Source organism: Rhodococcus sp. Eu-32, from assembly GCF_003336925.1.
GTDB lineage: Bacteria > Actinomycetota > Actinomycetes > Mycobacteriales > Mycobacteriaceae > Rhodococcoides > Rhodococcoides kyotonensis_B.
This window is the reverse complement of sequence record NZ_QGNK01000002.1, coordinates 113021-135932: the sequence shown is the minus strand read 5'-3', so window position 1 is coordinate 135932 and position 22912 is coordinate 113021. Positions and strand designations below refer to the sequence as shown.

The 22912-nt window shown below is 67.0% G+C and carries 16 protein-coding genes; 10 read left to right on the top strand and 6 right to left on the bottom strand.

What is annotated here, in order from left to right; all coding sequences use genetic code 11:
- Positions 1–43 precede the first annotated feature (43 nt).
- The gene (locus DK926_RS04100) at positions 44–2131 is read right to left on the bottom strand and encodes a LuxR C-terminal-related transcriptional regulator (protein ID WP_114328905.1); all 2088 of its coding nucleotides are present in this window, start codon (positions 2129–2131) and stop codon (positions 44–46) included.
- Positions 2131–3894, bottom strand: coding sequence for an Hsp70 family protein (locus tag DK926_RS04095; protein WP_114328903.1), 1764 nt, complete (start codon positions 3892–3894; stop codon positions 2131–2133). Before DK926_RS04095 ends, DK926_RS04100 begins: the two co-directional genes overlap by 1 nt.
- A 257-nt stretch (positions 3895–4151) precedes the next feature.
- On the opposite strand from DK926_RS04095, the gene DK926_RS04090 reads away from it, so the two are divergent.
- The 3 genes from DK926_RS04090 to DK926_RS04080 all read left to right on the top strand — a co-directional run bounded on the left by DK926_RS04090 (position 4152) and on the right by DK926_RS04080 (position 10345).
- Positions 4152–6986, top strand: a complete 2835-nt coding sequence (locus tag DK926_RS04090; protein WP_114328901.1) for an IniB N-terminal domain-containing protein — start codon at positions 4152–4154, stop codon at positions 6984–6986.
- Positions 6987–7085: 99 nt separating this feature from the next.
- The gene (locus DK926_RS04085) at positions 7086–8900 is read left to right on the top strand and encodes a dynamin family protein (protein ID WP_114328899.1); all 1815 of its coding nucleotides are present in this window, start codon (positions 7086–7088) and stop codon (positions 8898–8900) included.
- The gene (locus DK926_RS04080) at positions 8897–10345 is read left to right on the top strand and encodes a dynamin family protein (protein WP_114328897.1); all 1449 of its coding nucleotides are present in this window, start codon (positions 8897–8899) and stop codon (positions 10343–10345) included. The genes DK926_RS04085 and DK926_RS04080 overlap by 4 nt, the downstream gene beginning before the upstream one ends.
- Before the next feature lie 14 nt (positions 10346–10359).
- Here DK926_RS04080 and DK926_RS04075 read toward each other — a convergent pair whose 3' ends face one another.
- Genes DK926_RS04075 through treS form a run of 3 tightly spaced genes read right to left on the bottom strand, consistent with a single transcriptional unit; the run spans position 10360 to position 14108 of the window.
- Complete coding sequence (locus tag DK926_RS04075) at positions 10360–11322, bottom strand: ABC transporter substrate-binding protein (RefSeq protein WP_114328895.1); 963 nt, start codon at positions 11320–11322, stop codon at positions 10360–10362.
- A 51-nt stretch (positions 11323–11373) separates the two neighbouring features.
- The gene (locus DK926_RS04070; RefSeq protein ID WP_243636631.1) at positions 11374–11910 is read right to left on the bottom strand and encodes a hypothetical protein; all 537 of its coding nucleotides are present in this window, start codon (positions 11908–11910) and stop codon (positions 11374–11376) included.
- 17 nt (positions 11911–11927) lie between these two features.
- On the bottom strand, positions 11928–14108 hold the full coding sequence (gene treS / locus DK926_RS04065) for a maltose alpha-D-glucosyltransferase (protein ID WP_114328893.1): 2181 nt from the start codon (positions 14106–14108) through the stop codon (positions 11928–11930).
- A 253-nt stretch (positions 14109–14361) separates the two neighbouring features.
- On the opposite strand from treS, the gene DK926_RS04060 reads away from it, so the two are divergent.
- From DK926_RS04060 to DK926_RS04040, 5 genes are all read left to right on the top strand, one after another.
- Positions 14362–14859 (top strand): Pro-kumamolisin, activation domain family protein, encoded by a 498-nt coding sequence (locus tag DK926_RS04060; protein WP_114328891.1) that lies wholly within the window; start codon positions 14362–14364, stop codon positions 14857–14859.
- Between the two features lie 248 nt (positions 14860–15107).
- Entirely contained in the window at positions 15108–16952 is a 1845-nt protein-coding gene (gene dnaK / locus DK926_RS04055; protein WP_068425414.1) for a molecular chaperone DnaK, read from the top strand.
- Positions 16949–17584 carry a nucleotide exchange factor GrpE gene (gene grpE / locus DK926_RS04050; protein WP_068425412.1) on the top strand — a complete coding sequence of 212 codons (636 nt, stop codon included), beginning with the start codon at positions 16949–16951 and terminating at the stop codon, positions 17582–17584. The genes dnaK and grpE overlap by 4 nt, the downstream gene beginning before the upstream one ends.
- A 31-nt stretch (positions 17585–17615) precedes the next feature.
- Entirely contained in the window at positions 17616–18794 is a 1179-nt protein-coding gene (dnaJ, locus tag DK926_RS04045) for a molecular chaperone DnaJ (protein WP_114328889.1), read from the top strand.
- The gene (locus DK926_RS04040) at positions 18794–19207 is read left to right on the top strand and encodes a helix-turn-helix domain-containing protein (protein WP_068425406.1); all 414 of its coding nucleotides are present in this window, start codon (positions 18794–18796) and stop codon (positions 19205–19207) included. Before dnaJ ends, DK926_RS04040 begins: the two co-directional genes overlap by 1 nt.
- Before the next feature lie 292 nt (positions 19208–19499).
- Here DK926_RS04040 and DK926_RS04035 read toward each other — a convergent pair whose 3' ends face one another.
- Complete coding sequence (locus DK926_RS04035; RefSeq protein WP_207890745.1) at positions 19500–20633, bottom strand: nitric oxide synthase oxygenase; 1134 nt, start codon at positions 20631–20633, stop codon at positions 19500–19502.
- A 343-nt stretch (positions 20634–20976) separates the two neighbouring features.
- Between DK926_RS04035 and DK926_RS04030 the strand changes: the two genes are divergently transcribed.
- Together DK926_RS04030 and DK926_RS04025 are read left to right on the top strand one after the other, a co-directional pair.
- Complete coding sequence (locus DK926_RS04030; protein ID WP_114329350.1) at positions 20977–22128, top strand: globin domain-containing protein; 1152 nt, start codon at positions 20977–20979, stop codon at positions 22126–22128.
- Between the two features lie 30 nt (positions 22129–22158).
- Positions 22159–22905 (top strand): FAD-binding oxidoreductase, encoded by a 747-nt coding sequence (locus tag DK926_RS04025; RefSeq protein ID WP_114329348.1) that lies wholly within the window; start codon positions 22159–22161, stop codon positions 22903–22905.
- Positions 22906–22912 lie beyond the last annotated feature (7 nt).

Sequence of the window (22912 nt, the reverse complement as noted above, 5' to 3'; positions counted from 1 at the left end):
GCGCACCTCACTGCCCGGGATGTCGTATTCGGGGGCCCGGGAGTTACACCTCGGCGCCGCTCGACCCGTATCCCATCGCCCGCAACATCGACAGCAGTTCCGAGCGCGAGCCCGCGCCGAGCCGTCGGCGAATGCGTGCAACGTGATGTTCGACGGTTTTCGCGGAGATGTAGAGCCTGCTGCCGGCCTCGCGGTAAGTGACACCGAGGACGAGGAGTTCGGCGACCTCCGCTTCGCGTGCGCTGAGAGACCCCTTGGGTTCCACCGCCGTTGCGGTGGGCGCCGCGACGGGTTGGCGTAGCGATCGGGCGATCTGCAGGAGTGCCGTCGCGACCCGCGTGTCCTCGACGCGCAATGCTGCTTCGCTGGCGAGACGCGCCCCGTCCCAGGACAATCCGACGCCCGCCAACGAGCGTGCCGCGGATTCGACGTCCGCGACATCGGGGTGCCCCTGAAGTACGGCCAGCCACGCACGGCCCGCACCTGCCAGCGCCGCGCTGTAGCGGTTCGATTCGGCTGCGGCCGCAAGTGCTTTGGCGTGCGGGACGAGCTCGGGTGGATTCTCGGCGAGGATCGCCGCCTGAACGCCGTACCAATGCAGCGCAGACGACCATGCGGGCGGCTCGTCCAGCATCTCGACGATGAGCTGCGCCTGCGCGACGAGATGCGACACTGCCTCCGGCCTGCCCAGTCGCACTGCCGCAAGCCACAACTCACCGACCGGAAGTAGCGACAGCAGATCCGCCGAGTAGGCGGCGACGACGTCCTGTGCGTCGTCCCACGCCCGCAGGAGCGCGCCCGCGTCGCCCGAGCGTCGCGCTAGGCCGACGCGCAGTGCGTGCGCGAAGAACAGACTGCGCGTGTGCGACGCGGGGATCTTCAGTGCGTCGAGTCCGGCGGTCGCCGATTGGGTGTCCCCGGCGAGCATCGCAGCCCAGATGCGCAGCAACGCGATTCGAGTGGCAGCGGGGTGGCGAGGCGGCAGCTGGTCCGCGGCGCGCGCGGCGATCGACTCCGCCCTCGCGAGGTCGCCAGAATGCAGTGCGAGCAGCACCGACGTCGACGCGGCGTTCTCGGGTGCGACGCGACGAATGCTGTTGCCGGACAATGTTACCGACCGCATCAACGTGTTCGTCGCGGCAACGACGTCTGCGGTCGACCGGGCTGCGACGCTCTGCTCGAGGCCCGTCGCCAACAGGGCCACCGCGGCGGTCGCCGAGGTCGGTGGCGCCGACGGCTTGTCTGTGTCCGACGCAGGGAGAACGCCGCCGACGAGCGACACCGTCCGCGCGAGATCGGCGTCGACGCCGAGTCGTTCGGGTCCGAGCCACTCGAACAGCTGAAGGCTTCGTGCTGTCATCCCGCGTTCGGCGGCGACGGTGGCGGACACCCTGACCGCCCTGCGTACTTCGCCGACATCGACCGACGTGCTGTTCTCGAGCACGGTGTCGCACAACTGCTCGGCCGCATCGAAGTCGCCGAGCGCGGCCGACGCCTCGGCTCGGCGTGCGGCCACCGGCAGCGGATCAGCCCCGGCGTCGACGGCGCCCGCATAGAGGAGCGCGGCGTCGTCCGGCTCGGCGGCGTCCGCGGCAGCGCACAGAAAGCGGGCCAACGAGGGGTGCTGTATCCCGTTGCGCGACAACGTCAGTGCGGTGGACGCGTCGAGAGTCTCGGTCTTGAGCCGGAACTCGAGCAGCGTCGTGAGAACGGCCGAAAGTCGTCGAGCGCCGAGAACTTCACGCAACGCCCGGTCGACGCCCGGCAGCGGAGCTGCGGCCAGCACACCCGACGCGAGCGCCTGCTCGAGAACGGACGCGGCGTCGGAGCCGTCGGACAGTTCGGTCAACACCTCGACGTCGTGACCGATGCCGAAGTGCGCAAGGGCGACGACGTCGTGCTCGGAGCTGTCGAGGTCACGAAGCCGTCGAACCTGATGCTCGTATACGGCGTCCGTGACGACTCGGGTGACGGATTCGTCCGAATCTGCTTGTCGCGCAGCGTCGATCGCGATGTCCACCGTCGTCGGACACCCGCCGGTCACCGTCAGGACGGTACTGGCGAGAGCGCCCGAGATCGGTCGGCCTCGTTCCGCTGCCCGTGCGGCAATCGCCGGCTTCGTCAGCGACATCAGTTGCCGAGCAGAGGTCCGGTAACTCCGCCGACGACGTTGCCGAGACCGTCGACGACGCCGCCGGTCAGGCCTCCGACGCCGGTGCCGAGATCGCTGACGGCTCCGCCGACGCCGGTACCCACGTCACCGAGCGTCGGACCGTTGTAGGTCGGCGGGGTGTAGGTGGGTGCTGTGTACGTCGGTGCCTGCGGGCTCGGAACGGACACGCTCGGGACGGAGACGTCGGGAACGGTGACGTTCGGCGCGGGCGCACCCGGTGTTCCGGTTGCCGCGGGAGATGCCGGATCGGCGACGACGCTGCCGTCGGGCGCGATCACGGTGCCCGGCGCCGGGATGAGCGTTCCGTCGGCTGCGACGGTCGGGGCGGGCAGGCCGTTCGACGTCGTGGCCGTCCCGTTCGAGTCGGCGACGGTCGCTGCGGTGGTTCCGGGCGCGGCCGTCGTCGACGGGGTCGTGGTACTGACGACCGCTGCATCTGCAGGCGCGTCGTTCGAGGTGAGCGCGGTACCGAGAGACAGCCCGCCACCGGCCAGGATGGCAAGTGCCGCAACCGAGGCGACGACGATGCCCGCGCGCTTGCGGCCCGACATGCGGCCCTCGTCGGCAGCTGCCGTCGACATCACCGGCGCAGGACGAGGCGCGGGGCGGGTGACTGCGACGGCTGCCGCCGTGGGTGCCTCGGCGACGCTTGCGGCGGCGATCTCGGCGCCGAACAGTGCGGCTCCGATGGCCGGGATGCGGTCCGGGTGCGGACCGGTGACGACCGGTACTCGCAGCTCCGAAGAGATCAGTTCGGCGACGAGTGGAATGCTCGAGCTGCCACCGATCAGGAGAACCTGCGTCACGTCGGAGATGTCGAGACCCGTCGTGTGCAGCGTTTCCCGGACCAGTTCGATCGAGTCGAGAATCGGCCGGCGCAGCAGGTCCTCGACCTCGTCGCGGACCAGACGCGTCTCGGCGCTGAATCCGGGCAGGTCGACCGACAGCGTCGTCGCGGTCTCGTAGGACAGCTGCTCCTTGGCCTCGCCGCAGCGGGCGCGCAGTTCGACGAGAGCACCGACGGTATCGGGATCGAACGGATCGAAATCGAAAGAGTGGCTGCTGGAGACGGTTTCGAGCACGTACTGCGTGATCAGGTGGTCGAACTGCGCGCCGCCGAAGTCGGTGGAGTGCACGCCGGGGCCGAGGGCGACCTGCTCGACGCCGGTTCGCATCAACGTGACGTCGAGCGACGATGCACCGAGGTCGTAGACGACGACGAGTCCGTCGCCCGACGCACCGCGCATGCTCTCGAGCCACCGCATCGAGGAAACCGAGTCGGTGACGAGGGTCGCGTCGGGAACGCCTGCACGTCCCAGCGCGTCGCGCAGGGTGTCGACGGTGTAGCCGGACCAACGATCGGGATGGGTGAGAACGACGGCCGCGTCGGATTCCGCCCCCGCGCTCACCTCGGCGACGAGAACACGCGCGGCCGTGGCAAACAGATCCTCGGCCTGGTGCGAACGGCCTTCGTCGTCGATGAGCGGAACAGGGTCGCCGACGCGATCTGCGAAGCCGCTCAGCAGGTGCCGCGGACTACGCTCCCACGCGTTCGCGAGGCTGGGTGCGGCACCGGGGCGCAGATCGAGCGCGGACTTCTTTGTGACGGTGGGCATGGCCTCGTCGGTCGCGTAGTCGCGGGGCGCGTGCGGGTCGTGGGAATCGCTGCGGACGGCCACCGAGGTGATCGTGCCGATCCTTATGCCGAGCCCTGCGCTCATTTCTGCGTCTCCGACTTCTCGAGGTGCCAGCGCCGAGCGGCGCTGTCATTGATGTCGACAGCATGGCATCTTTCGTTACGCTTCACAGCTGCTCACGGGTGGTTGGCGGGGAAATCCCCTATAGCTCCGAGATCCCCTAATGCGGCACCCCTGGGAGAAGCCTCGCGAATAGGGGGCTGGGGCCCGTTGGCCGAACCCGCTGGGGTCCATAGCTTTGTGATCAACCACGAATCACCGATTCCAGAAGGAGCCAGGACATGGCCACCAACGCAGTACTCGACTTCATCCTCAGCCTGCTGCGCGACGACGAGGCAGCTGCCGCGTACTGCGCCAACCCCGAGGCTGCTCTCGCCGCGGCCGGGCTCGGCGACGTCTGCCACGCGGACATCGTCGCGGTCGCACCGATGGTCGCCGAGTCGGGCCTCTTCGCCGGCGCCGGATCGCAGTTGGCCGCGATCGTCGGCGCAGGCGCGTCGGGCGGCATCGAGGGCGGCCTCGCCGGCGGTGCCGCAATCGGCGGCGGACTGTCGACCGGCCTCGGCCTGACGGCAGGAGCTGTCGTCGGCGGTGGCCTTGCAGGCGGCGGAATCATCGGTGGTGGAATCGGAGGCGGACTCGGCGGCGACATCGACCTGGCCGGCGACATCGCAGCGTCCATCGGTGCAGCTCTCAGCGCGGCACTGGCCGTCGGTGGCCAGATCGGTGCCGAGCTCGGCGCAGCATTCGGCGCCGCACTCGAGGCGATCATCGGCGCGGGCGGATCGATCGATCTCGGCGGCGCAGCGGATCTCGGCGGCGCACTGACCGGCCTCATCGGCGGCGGACTCGACCTCGGTGCCGACGTGACGGCAGGACTGAACGGTGCTCTCGACGCGGCCCTCGGAGCTGTCGGCGGCATCGACCTCGGCGCTCTCGCCGGCGTCGACGGTGCACTGAGCGGCGCCCTCGAATCGGTCTTCGGTGTCGGCGGAGCCATCGGTGCCGACCTCGGCGCAGCACTCGGCGACGCCTTCGGTGCCGTGATCGGCCTCGGCGGAATCGATCTCGCCGGTGACCTCGGAACCGCACTGACCGCGGGCCTCGGCCTCGGCGGCGGTGTCGCAGCAGGACTCGGCTCGGCCCTCGACGCCGCGATCAGCGCAGGCGGCGGTCTCGCGGGAGGCCTGGCCGGCGGTCTCGCGGGTGGTCTCGACAGCGTTCTGGCTCTGCAGGGTGGCCTCGGAACTGCCCTCGGCGGCGCCCTCGGTGCCGTCCTCGACGCAGGCGCCCTGGCCGACCTGGACCTCGGTGGCCTCGTCGGCGCCGACCTCGGTGCCATCGTCGCAGGCACGCTCGGAACTGCGCTGGATCTCGACGCAGGTGTCATCGGTGACCTGACCGGTTCGCTCGGCACGGCGATCGACGGCGCATTGGGCGCAGGTCTCGGTGGCAATCTCGAAAGCATCCTCGGCGGCGCGTTCGGACTGGGCGGCGAAGCGGGAGCAGGCCTCGGCGCAGCTCTCGACGCCGTGCTCGACACGACCGGTGCTCTCGACCTCGGTACGGCTCTCGGTGCAGGCGGAGCGCTCGGCGGCGCACTGACTGGCGCACTCGACGCAGCCCTCGGTGCAGCGGGTGACCTGGCGGGTGGCGTCGACCTCGACGTGGCCTCGGGCCTCGGCGGCGCACTCGAGAGCGTGTTCGCGACCGAGGGCGGCCTCGCGTCGACGATCGGATCCTTGCTCGGCGCAGTGCTCGACGCGGGTGCCCTCGCCGACCTGGACCTCACCGGAGTGACCGGCGCCGACCTCGGCGGCATCGTCTCCGGCGCGCTCGGCACCGCACTCGACCTGGACACCAGCGCGATCGGCAGCCTGACCGCGGCTCTCGGCTCCGCACTCGACGCGACTGCAGGCGTCGACGTCGGTGCAGCCACCGACCTCGAAGGCGTGCTCGGCGCGGCATTCGGTGTGGGCGGCGAAGCGGGCGCAGGCCTCGGCGCAGCCCTGGATACCGTCCTGGACACCAGCGGTGCACTCGATCTCGGTACGTCGCTCGACCTCGGTACGGCCCTCGGTGGCGGCGCAGAGCTCGGCGGCGCGCTCACCGGAGCTCTCGACGCGGCCCTCGGTGCGGCCGGCGACCTCACGGGTTCCGGTGATCTGGGACTCGGAACCGTCGGCGGCGTCGCAGGTGGCCTCGCAGGCGGACTGGACGGTGGCCTCGCCGCCGTCGGCAACGCGGGTGCAGGCCTGACCGGCGGACTCGCAGGTCTCGGCGGCGGACTCGCCGGACTGGGCGGCGGACTCACCACCGGCCTCGGTGGCGCTCTCGGCGGAACCGTCGGTGCGGGTGTGGACGCGGCTGCCGGTCTGGGCGGTGGCCTGGCTGGTGCGGTGGATGGAACCGTCGGTGCGGGTGTCGACGCGGCTGCTGGTCTCGGTGGTGGCCTGGCTGGTGCGGTGGATGGAACCGTCGGTGCGGGTGTGGACGCGGCTGCTGGTCTCGGTGGTGGCTTGGCTGGTGCGGTGGATGGAACCGTCGGTGCGGGTGTCGACGCGGCTGCTGGTCTTGGCGGTGGCTTGGCTGGTGCGGTCGACGGCGCTGCCGACCTCGGTGGCTCGGTCGCCGGTGACCTCGGCGGCGGCCTGACCACCGGACTCGGTGCCGGAGTCGACGCAGGTGCGGCAGCAGGCGCAGGCGTCGCCGGCGCAGTCACCGGCGGTGCAGAAGCCGCAGGCTCTGCCGCCGGAAACGTGGCGGGCGACGTCGCAGGCGGACTGGCCGGTGGCGTCGACGCCGGATCCGACGTGGCAGGGCAGATCGCGGGCGGAATCGGCGGCGGTGCCGACGCAGTGGGCGGACTCGCGGGTGGAATCTCCTCCGGCATCGGCGGATTCGCCGACGGCGCCGCGAGCACGTCCGGTTCGCTGTCGGGCTCGTTCGACGGGGCCGCGTCGAGCAGCGCCTGGTCGTCGGTCGACTCCGATGTCTTCGGCAGCGCAAGCTCGGCACTGTCGGGTGACAGCAGCCTGCACGGCGATATCGACAGCACTGCCGCGTCCGTCACCGACGTCGCGGTCGACCACAACACGGACCTGCTGAACCCGTGACACCCTGACATGGTTCGACGAAGAGGCCCCGCATAGTGCGCGCGGGGCCTCTTCGTCGTTAGAGTCTCGTTCAAACACACGTGTATCCGAAAGAAGGCTATGGACGGGCAAGCGAAGCAGCTGGCCGATCTGCTCGATCGCACTGCGGCAGTGGCGCAGACGGTCGGACGGTCCGATCTCGTCTCGCGTATGGAACTCGCACGCGATCGAGTGCTCGACCCCAGAAGACGAATAGTCGTCGTAGGACCCTTGAAACAGGGAAAAAGCCAGTTCGTGAACTCGCTGTTGAATCTGGAGGTCTGCTCGGTCGGTGACGACGAGACGACGGCGATCCCGACGATCGTGCAGAACGCGGAACAGCCGAGCGCGCAACTGGTTCTGGCCGACCCGGGTAACGACCCGATACGCGTCGACCTCCCGCTCGAGGAACTGCAGACCGTCACGCCCGCGAGTCCACGTGCCGAGGGGCGCGAGGTGCTGCGTCTCGAGGTGAACGTTCCGAGTCCACTTCTCGCGGACGGACTCGTTCTCGTCGATACGCCCGGCGTCGGAGGTCACGGAAATCCGCATGCGGCAGCAACTCTCGGTCTGATCCCGTCGGCCGACGCGGTACTGGTCGTGTCCGACGCGAGCCGCGAGTTCACCGAACCCGAAACCGCCTTCCTCCGACAGGTTCTCGGCCTGTGCCCGTCCGTCGCCGTGTTGATCACCAAGACCGACCTGTATCCGCACTGGCGTCAGATCGTCGAGGCCAACCGTGGGCATCTGCAGCGTGAGGGGCTCGACGTTCCCATGATCGCGCTGTCGTCGCTGCTGCGTTCACATGCGCTGCGGTTGAACGACGAGGAACTGGGCGCCGAATCGGGCTTCCCCGACCTCTACGCGTTCCTGCGCGACCAGGTCGTGTCGACGGCCGATGCCACGACGCGTTCCGCGGTGTCGCTCGACGTCCGTTCCGTCACCGAACATCTCACGCTCGCCATGGGCAGTGAGCTTGCGGCACTGCGAGATCCGGAGCGCGCCGCGGCAGCCGTCGCCGGACTGCAGCGGGCCAAGGCCGCCGCCGAGGAACTGCACAAGAAGACATCACAGTGGCAACAGACGCTGAGCGACGGTATCGCCGACCTCGCGTCGGACATCGACCACGACCTGCGCGACCGCCTGCGCAGGGTGACGCGTGAAGCCGAAGAGACCGTCGACGAAGGCGATCCCGGATCCGATTGGGTCGAGTTGGGGGAATGGCTCGAAGAGCAGATCGCCGCATCCGTCGGCGACAATTTCGTGTGGGCGCACGAGCGTGCACTGTGGTTGTCCGAGCTCGTCGCGGAACACTTCGCGGCAGCGGGAGCCGTCGCGCTACCCGATCTGGACCTCGGCGACCTCGAGAACGTGCTCGATCCCGTTGCGTCGCTTGCAGATCTGGAAACCGGCAAGACCGGTATCACGCAGAAGGTGCTCGTCGGTATGCGCGGGTCGTACGGCGGCATCCTGATGTTCGGACTCATCACCACGTTCGTCGGGCTCAGCCTGCTCAACCCGATCTCCATCGGCGCCGGAGTGCTGCTGGGCACCAAGGCGTACAAGGAGGACAAGGAGAATCGGATCAAGAGCAGGCGTGCCGAAGCCAAGATGGCGATCCGCCGGTTCACCGACGACGTCAGCTTCCAGGTCGGCAAGGAGTCGAAGGACCGACTGCGGCAGATCCAGCGCGTCCTGCGCGACCACTTCACGTCGATCGCCGAGCAGACTCTTCGATCGCTCAACGATTCGCTGAAGGCCGCCCAGGAGGCCGCGAACGTCGAAACCACCGAAAGGACAACGCGCATCGCGCAACTGGACCGGGACATGAAGGTCGTCGCGGAACTGAACGATCGCGCGTCCGCTCTCGTACCGGCGGGTGATTCCGTCCGGTGACCGCTCTCGCCGACGCTCGCACCCTCATCGCCGCGGCGCGTAGCGCCTACTCCATCGACACCTACGCGGCCGCAGCACTGACTGAATGTCTCGACCGGCTGGACCAGCCGTTACGCGTCGCGCTGGCGGGGTCGTTGAAGGCGGGCAAGTCGACTCTGCTCAATTCGCTTGTCGGACAAGACATCGCGCCGACCGACGCGACCGAGTGCACCAAGGTCGTCACGTGGTACCGCAGCGGCCCGTCGCCGACCGTGACGGCCTGGTACGACGGCGACCGCTCCGCACACGTGCCGGTGCAGCGTCGCGACGGAAGGCTGACGTTCGACCTCGGTTCCCTGACGGCGTCGCAAGTGGATCGCCTCGACGTGGAATGGCCGGCACGAACGTTGCACCACACCACCATCATCGACACCCCGGGGACGTCGTCGCTGTCCCGCGACGTGTCGGCGAGGACGCTGTCGATGCTGACACCGGAGAACGCGTCGTCGGGCGCGGACGCGGTGGTGTATCTGCTACGGACACTGAATGCGACGGACGTGTCGTTCCTCGGCCAGATCGGCGCACACGTCGGCGGTGAGTCCGGCCCGCTCGGTGTCGTGGGCGTCGTGTCCCGTGCCGACGAGGTGGGCGCGGGCCGCATGGACGCGATGATGTCCGCCAAGGAGGTGGCGTCGCGCTTCGCGGCCGAGTTGGAGGCGACCGGGCTGTGTCAGGCCGTCGTTCCGGTGGCAGGCCTGCTCGCGTTGGCTGCAGAGACGTTGCGGCAGAACGAGTTCGCTGCGTTCGAGACGCTTGCCCAGGTGCCCGACGCCGATCTGCAACTCGCCATGCTGTCCGCCGATCGATTCTCCCGTCCGGGATTGCTGCCGGTGGACGCGGATCTGCGTGCGTCCATCGTCGACCGCTTCGGGTTGTTCGGAATTCGTATGGCGATCACGCTGATCAAGCTCGGTGTGCACGATTCGCCGACGCTCGCAGCGGAACTCGTCGAGCGTAGCGGGTTGAACGAACTGCGTTCGGTCATCGACGTCCAGTTCGGCCAGCGTGCCGACCAGCTGAAGCTCCACTCGGCTCTCGTTGCGCTGCAACGCATCCTGGAAGCGCGGCCGATCCCGCAGTCCGGGGTCTTCCGTGCCGAAGCGGGCCGGTTGTTGGCCGACGTGCACGGTTTCCAGGAGTTGCGCCTGCTCGGCAGGATGCGCTCGCAGGCGCCGAAGCTTCCGGAAGGCGACCTCGCGGAGTTGCAACGCCTCATCGGCGGCTACGGGATAAGTCCCGCGGCCCGGTTGGGTATGGAAGCGGACAGCGGGATACGCGACGGTGCGCTCACCGCAGTGCAGAAGTGGCGCAGGATGTCCGAGCATCCGCTGCTCGATCCCTTCACTGCGCGTGCCTGCGCCGTGGCCGCGCGCAGCGCGGAGGGCATCGTCGCAGGCACGCGCTGATCCGGACGTAGCTCCTACTCGGCGGCGTACAACTGCTCGACCAGGTCGAGCGTCCACAGTGCGGTCAACGGTCCGCCGTCGTTGGTGAACTTGTCGGTACGGACGATGCGGCCGTTCGCTACCGCGGGCAGGGACGTCCAGAGTGCGTTGGCGTTCATCGCGCGCAGGTCCTCGTCCGTGGTGATGGCGGCGATCATCGCGTCGGCGTCGTCGGCTGCCGTGATGTTCTCGGGCCCGTACTCCACCTCGGGAGTCGCTGCATCCCATGCACTTCCGAAGCGCGCGCCGATGTCCACGAGTGCGATGGACGGAACACGCTCGCGTCCGACGGAGATGCCCCCTTCGTCGGATGTGCTGACGGGCAACACGACGGTGTTCGCGATGGCGTCGGCGTGGGTGGCCTTGATCTCGTCGACCCGTGCGTCGTACTCGGCGATGATCTTCTGCGCGTCGTCCTGCAGGTTCAACGCGTCGCCGACGGCCTGGACGTCCTGCTGCCACGTGACTCCGGAACCGGTGGAACCGACGGGTAGAACCGGTGCGACGGTGCTCAGCTGGTCGTAGATCTCCTCGACGACCTCGTCACGACCGATGATCAGGTCGGGGTCGACGCGTGCGATGGACTCGACGTCGACGACGTTCCGCGGATACAGCTCCGGAACCCCGTCGGCGAGAAGCGCTTCGGTGGGTGCGGTGAGGGCGCCCGGAATCTCCGGCGGAGCTTCGGTTTCGACCGGCATGCCGACGATCGGAAGATCGAACGCCATCGCGATGTCGAGGTCGCGGCGTCCGTCGATGACGACGACGGATTCGATCTCGTCGGGAACGTCGATCGTGCCGAACTGCGTCGAGACCGAATGCGTACCCGGCGTCGCCTGTTCCTCGGACGCGTCCGAAGAACTACAGGCAGTGACAAGTAAGAGAACCGACGCCGTGCTGGTCAGAGCCATGAGACGTCGGGTCGAGATCGATTTCATGACTTAAGTAAAGCAACCCTTAGCTGTTGAACGCATCCCGGGCGGCGAAGATCACTTCCGGGCCATACCGATACCCGAGGCGACCGACGCGATTGCGGCGAAGCCCGCACCCACCAACGGACCCCACTGCAGCACGCCCGACGCGATGGACCCCGCGTCGGACATGAACGACCAGAACAGGACGCACGCACCGACCGTCGCGAGTCCGACGACCAGGAGAAGAATTCCCGACGCGACTCGTTTGGCGGCGGCCATCGATAGACCGAGCGCCGCGAGTAGAAGCAATACGAGCGCTACGGCGCCGCTGCCGAGCAGGGTTGCCGTCACCGTGTCCGCGACCTCGGACGATGTGGCGCCGGCCCCGGCGTCCTGCACCGAGACCGCGAGAGCGGCGCGCACGTCGTCGTACTCGAGGGCGACGACGGCTGCGATCCCGACCAACACGACGGCCACCGCGGCCCACGCCCACAGTGCGATTCGCAGCGCGGGCGTCGGCCCGGCCGGTTCGGTGTGTGGACGCAACGGAGCGACGGAGAATTCCGGGCGTGCCGGCGGTCGACGAAACTCGGATTCTCGCTCTTCGTTCACGCTGACCAATCCTAGGGTCACCGCAGGATGACCGGCACCCCCTGGTACGGCGCGAGCGTCATCGGGAAACTGTTCAGCTCGTCGACCACAGCGACTTCGGAGTCGTCGAACATGTCGTAGACCGTCGCACCCGCCGTGAGATGTTTGGACTGAATGGTGGCGACGACCTCGTCCGACGAGAAGTTGATGACGGTCGCCTGGATGACGCCTTGATTCAGGCAGTGGACCAGCACGAGCAGGCCCTTGTGAGACACCGTCGGCACGTCGAGCTGTTGCGCGGTGGCGATGCCGTACCTGTTGCGTAGCTCGATGATTCGGGCCAGACGACGGGCGAACGAGTTGTGGTCCTTCAACTGCTCGGGAAGCGTGCCGTACAGGCTTCTGCCGCGCGGCATCCCGGATTCCGATCGCTCTGCTTCGGGGTAGCTGCCCATCAGGTCATGCGCCCCGCGGTTCAGCCAGCGGGTGTCGCCCTCACGGATGAGCTCGGCCACGTCGTCCGCGTCGACCGGCAGAATTCCGAGCAGGTCCCAACCGGACAGCGCGAACACGCCGGGCTGCAGCGCGTTGTACATCGCGAGCATCAAATGTGCCGTCTTGACGGTCTCGATGTCGGATTCGTCCATCCGGTCGAGGTCTCTGATGCCGAGCGACGCCGTGATGACACTGGCTGTGGTGCAGGCGATTCCGTTGGTCGTGAACGTTCGGTTGTACGGCGCCCATCGGCCGGTCAAACGGTCGGTGAGCTCCGCGCGGATCTGGTCGCCCAGGTCGGAACCCTTGACAACCTCGCCGCAGTAGTGGAACTCGTCCTCGGCATGCAGCGTCGCGAAGTGAATCAGCTCGAAGGTGAGCTCGTCGTGGTTCTGCAGCGCGTGCACCAGGGATGCCGGGTCGACGCCGTGGTCGCGGGCCAACGACATTGTCAGCCGCAGGAATTCGGTGTTTCCCATGACGAGTGCGTGGTGGTACGCGGGCCGGTTGATGAAGTCGTACGACAGGTCGGCACCGTTAGTGCCCATGGCCTTGATGTCGTCGATCGTCAGGTTCAGTTCCTGGAACGTGAACCCGCCCATCTTGCGCACGACACTCGCGATCAGGTGATTTGCGGCCTCGGACAACGGATGTCCCTCGGACCATCCCGGTCCTTCGGCGCGACGCTCGACGCCGAGGAACCCGTTCGCGTCGAGACGCAGGGCGCCCGCTCCGAGATCGGCGATGGAGTGGCACGCGTCGCCGATCACCAGACGCATGCCGGCGAACGACGGGTCCAGCCAGTTGATCGACGGCTGCCCCGCCTTGAAGTAGTGCAGATACACCCAGCGTCGTTCGACGCCGTCGACACCGACGACGGGAGCTGTTGCGCTCCAGTTGGTTTCCTTGACCCCGAGCTCGTAGAAGATGACGCGCTGCAGCTGGCCGATGATGTAGCCGGCGCGGGCGAGATTGGCTTCGGCTTCGGCATCGATGTTCTGTGAATCGGCGCCTGCACGGACGCGGGGGAGCAGATGCCAGTCCTGCGGTTCGATCTCCACCATGTGGTAGATGCCGGGGTAGTCGGCGACGGCCATCTCCGCGAGCCGGAAGTCGGCACCCTTACCGGTGTGGCCGGGGACGATGTCGTCGATGACGATGCCGTCGTACGCGGCTGCGACGACGCACAGGCGTCGGAACTCTTCCTCGGTGCCGAAGGCCGGGTCGATCTGCATGCCGATGCGGTCGAAGTGACCGTCGACGGACGGTGTCGGACGCCAGCCGTGGATGCCGCCCGCGACCTTCACCGGCCCGGTATGGACTGCGGTGATACCGATTTCGGAGAACGCCTGCCACAGCGCCTCGTCGCCGAGGGTGCTGAGGAAGCTGGTCCGTGGGGCGTTGATGACCGAGATCGGGTAGGCCGTGAACCAGACGGGCGCACGTTCGACGGCACCGCGCGGGTTCGGATCGGCGTAAGGGTTCTGCCACATGCTGCCCTTGCCGGACAGCTGCTCGGCGATCAGCGTGGCGTCGCGCAGCATCGACTGCTCGGTGAGCCATTCGACGTACTGCGGGTTGTCCGCCGATGGGTCGCCGTCCTGGGATCGCGCGCCGTTGCGGTCGGCACGGCGAACGGAAGGGCGCAGCGGACGGGGTCGTGCCGGATAGAACTTCTCGTCGTACGTGATCTCGCTCGGTTCGTGCTGCACTTCGGGATCCATGTGCCTCCGTAGCCTCGCTTTGTTCTAGACCCTACGTACGCGCGGGCTGCGCCGCAGTGTTCCGTATCCCCCCGCCGATATTCCGCGAAACCTGACTGCGAGACAGGCTCTGCGGCGGTGAATTACATCGTTGTAAGCCGTGACGTTCGGTGCTTGAAGCGTCACCCAATCGAGACCGTTCGGTGTGGAATGTCCGATTGAAGTAGGTAATAGTTAGTCGCAACAACCTTCACTTCAGTCACAGGAGTCACATATGCGTCGCTTTGCCCGCACCACAGTCATGGCCTCGACGGCCGTCTTCGCCGCCGCCGTCGGTGCGGTAGCGCTGGCACCCGTTGCGTCGGCTCAGGAAGAAGAGGCGACCGCACCCGCGCCGTTCGGATCGTCGATGCCGGAGTCGCCCGACCTGGCGGTGGCCATCGGAACCAAGTGCGTGCCGGTCGAGGGCAAGGAGGGGCTGTTCGCCGCTCTGACGATCGACGTCGAGAACGTAGGTAAGGGTGACGCGGCGAACGTCGCCACCAACTTCGCCGTGTTCCCCGATGCGCCCGGTGTCTTCAACGAGGAGGTCATCGAGGCCGGCGAGAAGGTGACCTACACGGTCCCGAGCGAGCTGACCGAGTGGGTCTCGCGTCCCGGCGGTGCGGCAGCGTTCAGCCCGCAGCTCGACGCCGCATACCCGAACAACATTGCCGTCGGCCTGCTGAGCATCAACTGCGCGCCCGAGGTCGACGACGAGGCCGACGCCTAGGTATCGAGCTTTCACCGAATCTGCGCCGCGACGGGTATGCCCGTCGCGGCGCAGTGCTGTGTCTGGCCATGTCGAACAATTTTCGTGAGCCGCGGGAACAAACGCGCCGACCCCTCCGTTGAGCCTTTCGACAGCCTTGAGTGGACCAGGCTCAAGTCCGAGTTGACGGATCCGAATCCGTCGGGGCAGACTTGAGTGCGGTTCGCTCAGCTAGGAATCAGACCAAGCTACAAACAGGAGGAAACACTATGGCTCGTGCGGTCGGTATCGACCTCGGGACCACCAACTCGGTCGTGTCCGTCCTCGAGGGCGGCGAGCCGGTTGTGGTCGCCAACTCCGAGGGGTCACGCACCACTCCGTCGATCGTCGCTTTCGCCAAGAACGGTGAAGTGCTGGTCGGCCAGCCCGCGAAGAACCAGGCGGTTACCAACGTCGACCGCACGATTCGCTCCGTCAAGCGCCACATCGGCACCGACTGGACGACGTCGATCGACGACAAGAAATACACCTCGCAGGAGATCTCCGCGCGCACGCTGCAGAAGCTGAAGCGCGACGCCGAGGCCTACCTGGGCGAAGAGATCACCGACGCGGTCATCACCGTGCCCGCCTACTTCGAGGACGCGCAGCGCCAGGCAACCAAGGAAGCCGGCCAGATCGCCGGTCTCAACGTTCTGCGCATCGTCAACGAGCCCACCGCGGCTGCTCTCGCATACGGCCTGGACAAGGGCGACAGCGAGCAGACCATTCTGGTCTTCGACCTCGGTGGCGGCACGTTCGACGTCTCGCTGCTCGAAATCGGCGACGGTGTCGTCGAGGTCCGTGCGACGTCCGGCGACAACCACCTCGGTGGCGACGACTGGGACGAGCGCATCGTGACCTGGCTCGTCGACAAGTTCAAGGCTCAGAACGGCATCGATCTGACCAAGGACAAGATGGCGCTGCAGCGTCTGCGTGAGGCTGCCGAGAAGGCCAAGATCGAACTGTCCTCCAGCCAGAGCACCTCGATCAACCTGCCGTACATCACGGTCGACGCGGACAAGAACCCGTTGTTCCTCGACGAGCAGCTCAGCCGTTCCGAGTTCCAGAAGATCACCTCCGACCTGCTCGACCGCACTCGTGCGCCGTTCCAGGCAGTGGTCAAGGACTCCGGCATCGCCGTCAAGGACATCGACCACGTCGTGCTCGTCGGTGGTTCGACGCGTATGCCCGCCGTCTCCGAGCTCGTCAAGGAACTCTCCGGCGGACGCGAGCCCAACAAGGGCGTCAACCCGGACGAGGTCGTGGCTGTCGGAGCTGCTCTGCAGGCCGGCGTCCTCAAGGGTGAGGTCAAGGACGTTCTGCTCCTCGACGTCACGCCGCTGTCCCTCGGCATCGAGACCAAGGGTGGCGTGATGACCAAGCTCATCGAGCGCAACACCACCATCCCGACGAAGCGGTCCGAGACCTTCACCACCGCTGACGACAACCAGCCGTCGGTGCAGATCCAGGTCTTCCAGGGTGAGCGTGAGATCGCCGCGCACAACAAGCTCCTCGGCTCCTTCGAGCTGACCGAGCTGCCGCCGGCTCCGCGCGGGGTGCCGCAGATCGAGGTCACCTTCGACATCGACGCCAACGGCATCGTGCACGTCACGGCTAAGGACAAGGGCACCGGCAAGGAGAACACGATCAAGATCCAGGACGGCTCCGGCTTGTCCAAGGAAGAGATCGACCGGATGGTCAAGGACGCCGAGGCGCACGCAGAAGAGGACAAGGCGCGTCGCGAAGAGGCCGAGGTCCGCAACCAGGCCGAGTCCCTCGTCCACCAGACGGAGAAGTTCGTCAAGGACAACGAGGACAAGGTCGACGCAGAGCTCAAGGGACGCGTCGAGACGGCCATCGAAGAGGCCAAGTCGGCTCTCGCCGGTAGCGACATCGCGGCCGTGAAGACGGCCGTCGAGAAGCTGTCGACGGAGTCGCAGGCACTCGGAACCGCCATCTACGAGGCTCAGGCCAAGGAGCAGGGCGGCGCCGACGGTGGCGCTCAGGCAGCCGACGACGGCGTCGTCGACGCCGAGGTCGTGGACGAGCCTGCCGACGATTCGGAGAAGAAGTGAGCTCGGAGAACACCGAGCAGGAACCGGTCACCTATGTCGACAAGCGCAAGGTGGATCGCGAGACCGGTGAAGCACGGGACGGCGACGCAGTAGCGGAACCCTTGGCGGGTACCGCGGCTGCGCCGCAGCCCGGCTCGGTGGAAGAAGCGATCGCGGAGGACGAGCAGGACCCGCGTGACACGCAGGTCGAAGAGCTCACCGCGGATCTCCAGCGTCTGCAGGCGGAGTACACCAACTACCGCCGTCGTACGGATCGGGACAAGCAGTCGGTGATCGACAACGCCAAGGCGTCCGTCGTATCGCAGCTGCTTCCCGTTCTCGACGACCTCGAGCGCGCGCGTCAGCACGGCGACCTGGAGACGGGTCCGCTGAAGTCGGTGGCCGACAAGCTGGCCGGTGTCTTCACCAACATCGGTCTCGCGACGTTCGGTGTCGTCGGCGATACGTTCGACCCGGCGATCCACGAGGCCGTCTCCCACGAGGGCGACGGCAGCAATCCGGTCATCGGGACGTTGATGCGTCCGGGCTACAAGCTCGGCGACAAGGTCCTGCGTACCGCGATGGTGGGCGTGGTCGACGAAGTCCCGGCAACAGCTGCGGAATCGGATGCCGATGCATCCGAGGAGAAGTAAAAAGAAATAGAGCGAGAGGAGGAAACGCCCGGTGAGCCAGCGGGAGTGGATCGAGAAGGACTTCTACAAGGAGCTGGGCGTTTCCTCCAGCGCCACCACGGAAGAAATCACCAAGGCGTACCGAAAGTTGGCCAGGGACAACCATCCCGACGCCAACCCGGGCAACGCCGAGGCCGAGCAGCGGTTCAAGGCCGTCAGCGAGGCCAAGTCCGTGCTGACCGACCCGGCCAAGCGCAAGGAATACGACGAAGCTCGACGGCTGTTCGCGTCGGGCGGCTTCGGTCGCGGCGGTGGCGGTGGGTTCAATCCCGGCGCGGGCGGGTTCGGTGGTGGCGGACAGACGTTCGACGTCGGCGACATCTTCGGTCAAGGCGGCGGTGACGGCGGCATCGGCGACCTGTTCGGTGGTCTGTTCAATCGCGGCGGCGGCCAGCAACGCACCGCGAGCAATCGGCCGCGGCGTGGAAGCGACGTCGAAACCGAGACGACTCTCGGTTTCCGCGAGGCCACCCAGGGCGTCACCGTTCCGCTGCGGCTCACGAGCCCGTCGTCGTGCACCACGTGTCACGGCAGCGGGGCCAAGCCCGGAACCAGTCCGCGGGTGTGCCCGAGGTGCAATGGCGCCGGCGTCGTCAACCGCAACCAGGGTGCGTTCGGATTCAGCGAGCCGTGCGACGACTGCCGCGGAACTGGCTCGATCATCGACGATCCGTGCGACGACTGCCGCGGAACCGGTGTGCAGAACCGCACGCGCACCATCACCGTGCGCGTCCCACCAGGAGTTTCGGACGGCCAGAAGATCCGACTCGCAGGTCAGGGCGAAGCCGGGCTGCGTGGAGCACCGTCGGGCGATTTGTACGTCACCGTCCGTGTTCGGCCCGACAAGGTCTTCGGACGCAGCGGCGACGACCTGACGGTCACGGTTCCGGTCAGCTACGGCGAGCTCGTGCTCGGGACGACGCTGTCCGTCCCCACGCTCGACGGCCGCGTCGGAGTGAAGGTTCCGCCGGGAACGGTCGACGGCCGCGTGCTGCGTGTGCGCGGACGCGGCGTCCCGAAGAAGGCCGGAACACCCGGTGACCTGATGGTCACGGTCAAGGTCGCGGTGCCGCAGAAGCTCGACGATCCGGCCACCGAAGCCTTGCATGCCTATCTGGAAGCAGAGAAGGCCAGCGGATTCGACCCGCGGGCCGGGTGGGCAGGTGCATGATGACGGTTCCCCCTCCCGGCTCCGGCGCGCAGGGGCCCGGCCACGCTGATCCCGACGCGCAGGTGTTCGTCATCTCCGTCGCGGCACAGCTCGCCGGCATGCACGCGCAGACGTTGCGTACCTACGACCGACTCGGGCTCGTCACACCCCACCGCACCAACGGCGGTGGTCGACGGTATTCGCCGCGAGACGTGGCGTTGCTTCGCGAAGTTCAGCGGCTGTCGCAGGACGAAGGCGTCAACCTCGCGGGCATCAAGCGCATCATCGAGCTGACCAACCAGGTCGAGGCACTGCAGGCGCGGGTAGCCGAGCTCGCGCAGGAGTTGGCGGATGTTCACGCCGGCTACCGACGCGATCTCGTCCCGGTGCAGCGCAACGCCCTCGTCGTCTGGAAGCCGCGCAACCAGCGCTGACTTTTGCTGCGCACGTTGCAGCCGCTGCGCAGGTTGCAACGTGCGCGTTTGCTGAAAGGTGCGCGGTGGGCGCGGTGCTTCGCTCTCTGCCCGTCTGCGCACGTTGCAGCCGCTGCGCCGGTTGCAACGTGCGCGTTCGCTGCAAGGTGCGCGGTGGGCGGGGAGTTTCCCTCCCTCGGCCCTTGCTGCGCACGTTGCAGCCGCTGCGCAGGTTGCAACGTGCGCGTTTGCTGCAACCTGCGCGGTGAGCCCGCGCGGTAAGCCCCCGCAGTAGGCCCGCCGGCCCCGCAACTCAGGAGAACGGGCAGCCCGACGTGCCACGGGACACGAAGTTCGGCCGGATGTCCATGTCCGGCGGGTCGTACAGACGGTGGAACGTCGGGGTGATGCCCGACGACATCGGCGGATTGACCCACGTCCAATCCGTCGGGCATGCGCGGCCCGCCTGGGCTTCGCGGTCGACGTGGTCCACGAACTGCTTCGCGACGGTGTGGTGGTCCACCATGTAGGCGCCCGCCTCACGGAAACTGTGGATCACGGCGCGGTTGAGTTCGACGAGCGCACGGTCCTTCCACAGGGTGCGGTCGGAGCGCATGTCGAGGCGCAGCTTCTTCGCGATGGTCGGCAGCATGTCGTACCGATCCTGGTCGCTGAAGTTTCGGGCGCCGACCTCGGTGTTGACGTACCAGCCGTTGAACGGCGCGCACGGGTAGCGGACTCCACCGATTTCGAGGTCCATGTTGGATACCGCGGGGACCGCGTGCCATTTGAGTCCGAGTTTCGCGAACCACTGGTAATTGGGATGAACGAAGTCGACTTCGAGGATCAGATCGCGTGGGATCTCGAACCATCGCAGCGGTTCGTCCGGCGTGGACACGATCAGGGGCAGAACGTCGAACCGTGAGCCTTCACCACGCCACCCGAGCCGCATGGCGAGCTCGGTGAGCTCGATGTGAGCGGGATCACCCGTGATCTTTCCTCTGCCGTCGTCGTATCCCGCATACCGGATCAGCTGGGGCGAGACGATGCGATATTCACGGCCGTCGGGCAGCGGCGGTGGGCCCACGGTGACGATCGACTTGAGGGCTCCGCCGTTGGTTGCGCGACGCAGATGTTCGAAGCACGCGTCGGCGATCTCGTGCGCTGTCGTCGCGTGTCGCGCGTCGATCAGCTCGAGGGTGCGCCAGTGCTTGCGTCCGACGCATCGCGCGTGGTTCCGCCAGGCCAGTTTGGCGCCGACGAGGATTTCCTCCGGTGTCTGCAGGTAGGTCCCGGTGCTCGCGAGCTCGGTGAGCGCTTCGGCCTTGCGGCCCGGGTGCAGGTGCGCCAGCTCCGGGGCGTCGAAGAATTCAGCGCATTCGCGAAGTCGACGCACTCGATCCGGGTCGAGTTCTTCGTGCTGTCTACTTTCGTTCCGGTCTTGCAGGCTCGCCCCGACAGCGACAGTCACGATGCGCAAACCCCCGTTTCGCTCGATACAGAAGTCGATCTTGAAGGACCCCGCAGATCCTAGGGCCTTCGGCCTGGACGTGGAAGCCCGAAAACGATGCGCCGCACGAGAATTCGAATGCATGGTCGGCTCGTACGCGGAATCCGGCGAGGTCGTTCGGAGAATCTTTTGTTACTGGGGTGAACGGTCTGTTTTCGTCCGGTCGGCATCACCGCGCTGAGCTACACTCTCCGGATCGACCTTCGATCTCCGCTTTCGACAGACGGTGATCGAGAATGCCGACTTCCCGCGTCTGGGCGCGGATTGGGGACTTCGAACAATGGATGCTCGCGCGATCTCGCTTGTCAGAGCCTCGTTCAAGGCTGTCGCGGCGGTCGAGGGTGGGCCGGAGAAGCTGACCAGTTCGTTCTACGCGATCCTGTTCGCCCGCAACCCGGAGGCGCGCGACTTCTTCCCCGCGGCGATGGACGTCCAGCGCGACAGGTTGGTCTCCGCGATCGCACATGTCGTCGACCAGCTCGAAGAACTCGATCGGGTCCTTCCGTTTCTCGCTCAACTGGGTCGTGACCATCGCAAGTACGGCGTCACCGATGCCCACTACACTGCGGTCGGCAACGCCCTCATCTCCGCACTCGTGCAGTTCGCGGGTACCGAACTCTGGACCGACGACGTCGACTCCGCCTGGCGTGAAGCCATCGCCGTCATCGCGGGAGCGATGATGGACGGCGCGAACGCCGACGAGGGACCGCCGATGTGGCACGGCACCGTCGTCGATCACATCCGCGTGCTCGACGACGTGTCGATCGTCCGCCTGCAACTCGACCAACCCATGGATTACAGCGCCGGGCAGTACGTCAGTGTGTCCATTCCGAGCCGGCCGCGTATGTGGCGATACCTGTCGCCCGCGATACCGGCCAACGCCGAAGGACAGATCGAATTTCATGTACGACGCGTGTCCGGTGGCTGGGTCAGTCCGGCCATCGTCGCGAACACCGCGATCGGCGACCGCTGGTCGCTCGGCTCGCCGCTGGGAAGCATGACGCGTCACACGGCGGAGGGGCGAGACCGGTTGCTGATCGCGTCGGGAACGGGAATCGCACCGATCCGCGCGCAGCTGATGGAGATGGCGTCGCGCACGGACAACGCCCGCGTGCACCTGTTCGTCGCCGGCAAGTATCCGTGCGATCTGTACGACTTGCCGACGCTTCTGCACATCGCGTCGACCAACCCGTGGCTGTCGGTCGTCGGCGTCGTCGAGTCCGAGGAAGACCCGTGGTGGTACATGCACGACGGCCACCATTTCGACACCGCGCCGATCGTCGGGCAGATCGGTCAGACGGTCGCCGAGTTCGGTCGATGGGAAGGGCGCGACATTCAGATCGTCGGTTCGCCGTCGATGATCAACACCACGAAGTTCCGGCTCCAGGCAGGCGGCGTCGATCTGTCGAGCGTGCATCACGATCCCTGGTAGTGCGCAGCCGCACTTGTAGGCTGGGTGCCCATGCAGACGTGGAACGCCGAAGTGGTTCAGTACCACCGCCTACGCAACGATCTGGCCGTGGTCCGTCTCGTCGGAGACGTCGTTCCGTTCAGTCCGGGGCAGTCCGTCGAGGTCGTCGTCCCCCAGAATCCGCGAGTCTCGCGGCGTTATTCACCCGCTCTGCCCCCGTCGCTCGACGGAAAACTCGAGTTCCATGTCCGGGCAGTTCCGGCGGGATGGGTCAGTGGTTCGATCGTCAACGACACTCGGCCAGGGGACGTTTGGCAACTGAGCGACCCGGGTGGTGCGTTGCATGTCGACGACTCGGGGCGTGACGTCGTCATGATCGCCGGTGGCACCGGCTTGGCGCCGATGCGCTCGCTGATCCTCGATCTGTCGCGAAGGCCGTCACCGCCGAACGTCACGCTGTACGTCGGAGGGCGGTCTCCGCGCGATCTGTACGCGTCGGATCTCCTGTGGATCCTGGTCTCGCAATTGCCGTGGTTGACGGTGGTCCCCGTCGTCGATCAGCTCGACGACCCGTGGGGGCCGGATCGGTTCAACGACGCAATTCGAGCCGAGGTGGGTTCGGCCGCAGCGTTTTTCGGGCCGGAACACTGTTGGGAAGGCAGTCTCGCCGACGTGATCGGCGTGCAGGAACCCTTCACGAACCATCAGGTCCTGGTCTGCGGTTCGCCGGGCATGGAAGCGGCGACGGTGAGCGCGCTTCTCGAGAACGGAACACCGGAAGAGGCGATTCTGCGCTGACGCACCC

Coding starts and splice junctions, on each gene's coding strand:
- DK926_RS04100 (WP_114328905.1), bottom strand. CDS start 2,131: ATGTCGCTGACGAAGCCGGCGATTGCCGCACGGGCAGCGGAACGAGGC.
- DK926_RS04095 (WP_114328903.1), bottom strand. CDS start 3,894: ATGAGCGCAGGGCTCGGCATAAGGATCGGCACGATCACCTCGGTGGCC.
- DK926_RS04090 (WP_114328901.1), top strand. CDS start 4,152: ATGGCCACCAACGCAGTACTCGACTTCATCCTCAGCCTGCTGCGCGAC.
- DK926_RS04085 (WP_114328899.1), top strand. CDS start 7,086: ATGGACGGGCAAGCGAAGCAGCTGGCCGATCTGCTCGATCGCACTGCG.
- DK926_RS04075 (WP_114328895.1), bottom strand. CDS start 11,322: ATGAAATCGATCTCGACCCGACGTCTCATGGCTCTGACCAGCACGGCG.
- treS (WP_114328893.1), bottom strand. CDS start 14,108: ATGGATCCCGAAGTGCAGCACGAACCGAGCGAGATCACGTACGACGAG.
- DK926_RS04060 (WP_114328891.1), top strand. CDS start 14,362: ATGCGTCGCTTTGCCCGCACCACAGTCATGGCCTCGACGGCCGTCTTC.
- dnaK (WP_068425414.1), top strand. CDS start 15,108: ATGGCTCGTGCGGTCGGTATCGACCTCGGGACCACCAACTCGGTCGTG.
- DK926_RS04040 (WP_068425406.1), top strand. CDS start 18,794: ATGACGGTTCCCCCTCCCGGCTCCGGCGCGCAGGGGCCCGGCCACGCT.
- DK926_RS04030 (WP_114329350.1), top strand. CDS start 20,977: ATGGATGCTCGCGCGATCTCGCTTGTCAGAGCCTCGTTCAAGGCTGTC.
- DK926_RS04025 (WP_114329348.1), top strand. CDS start 22,159: ATGCAGACGTGGAACGCCGAAGTGGTTCAGTACCACCGCCTACGCAAC.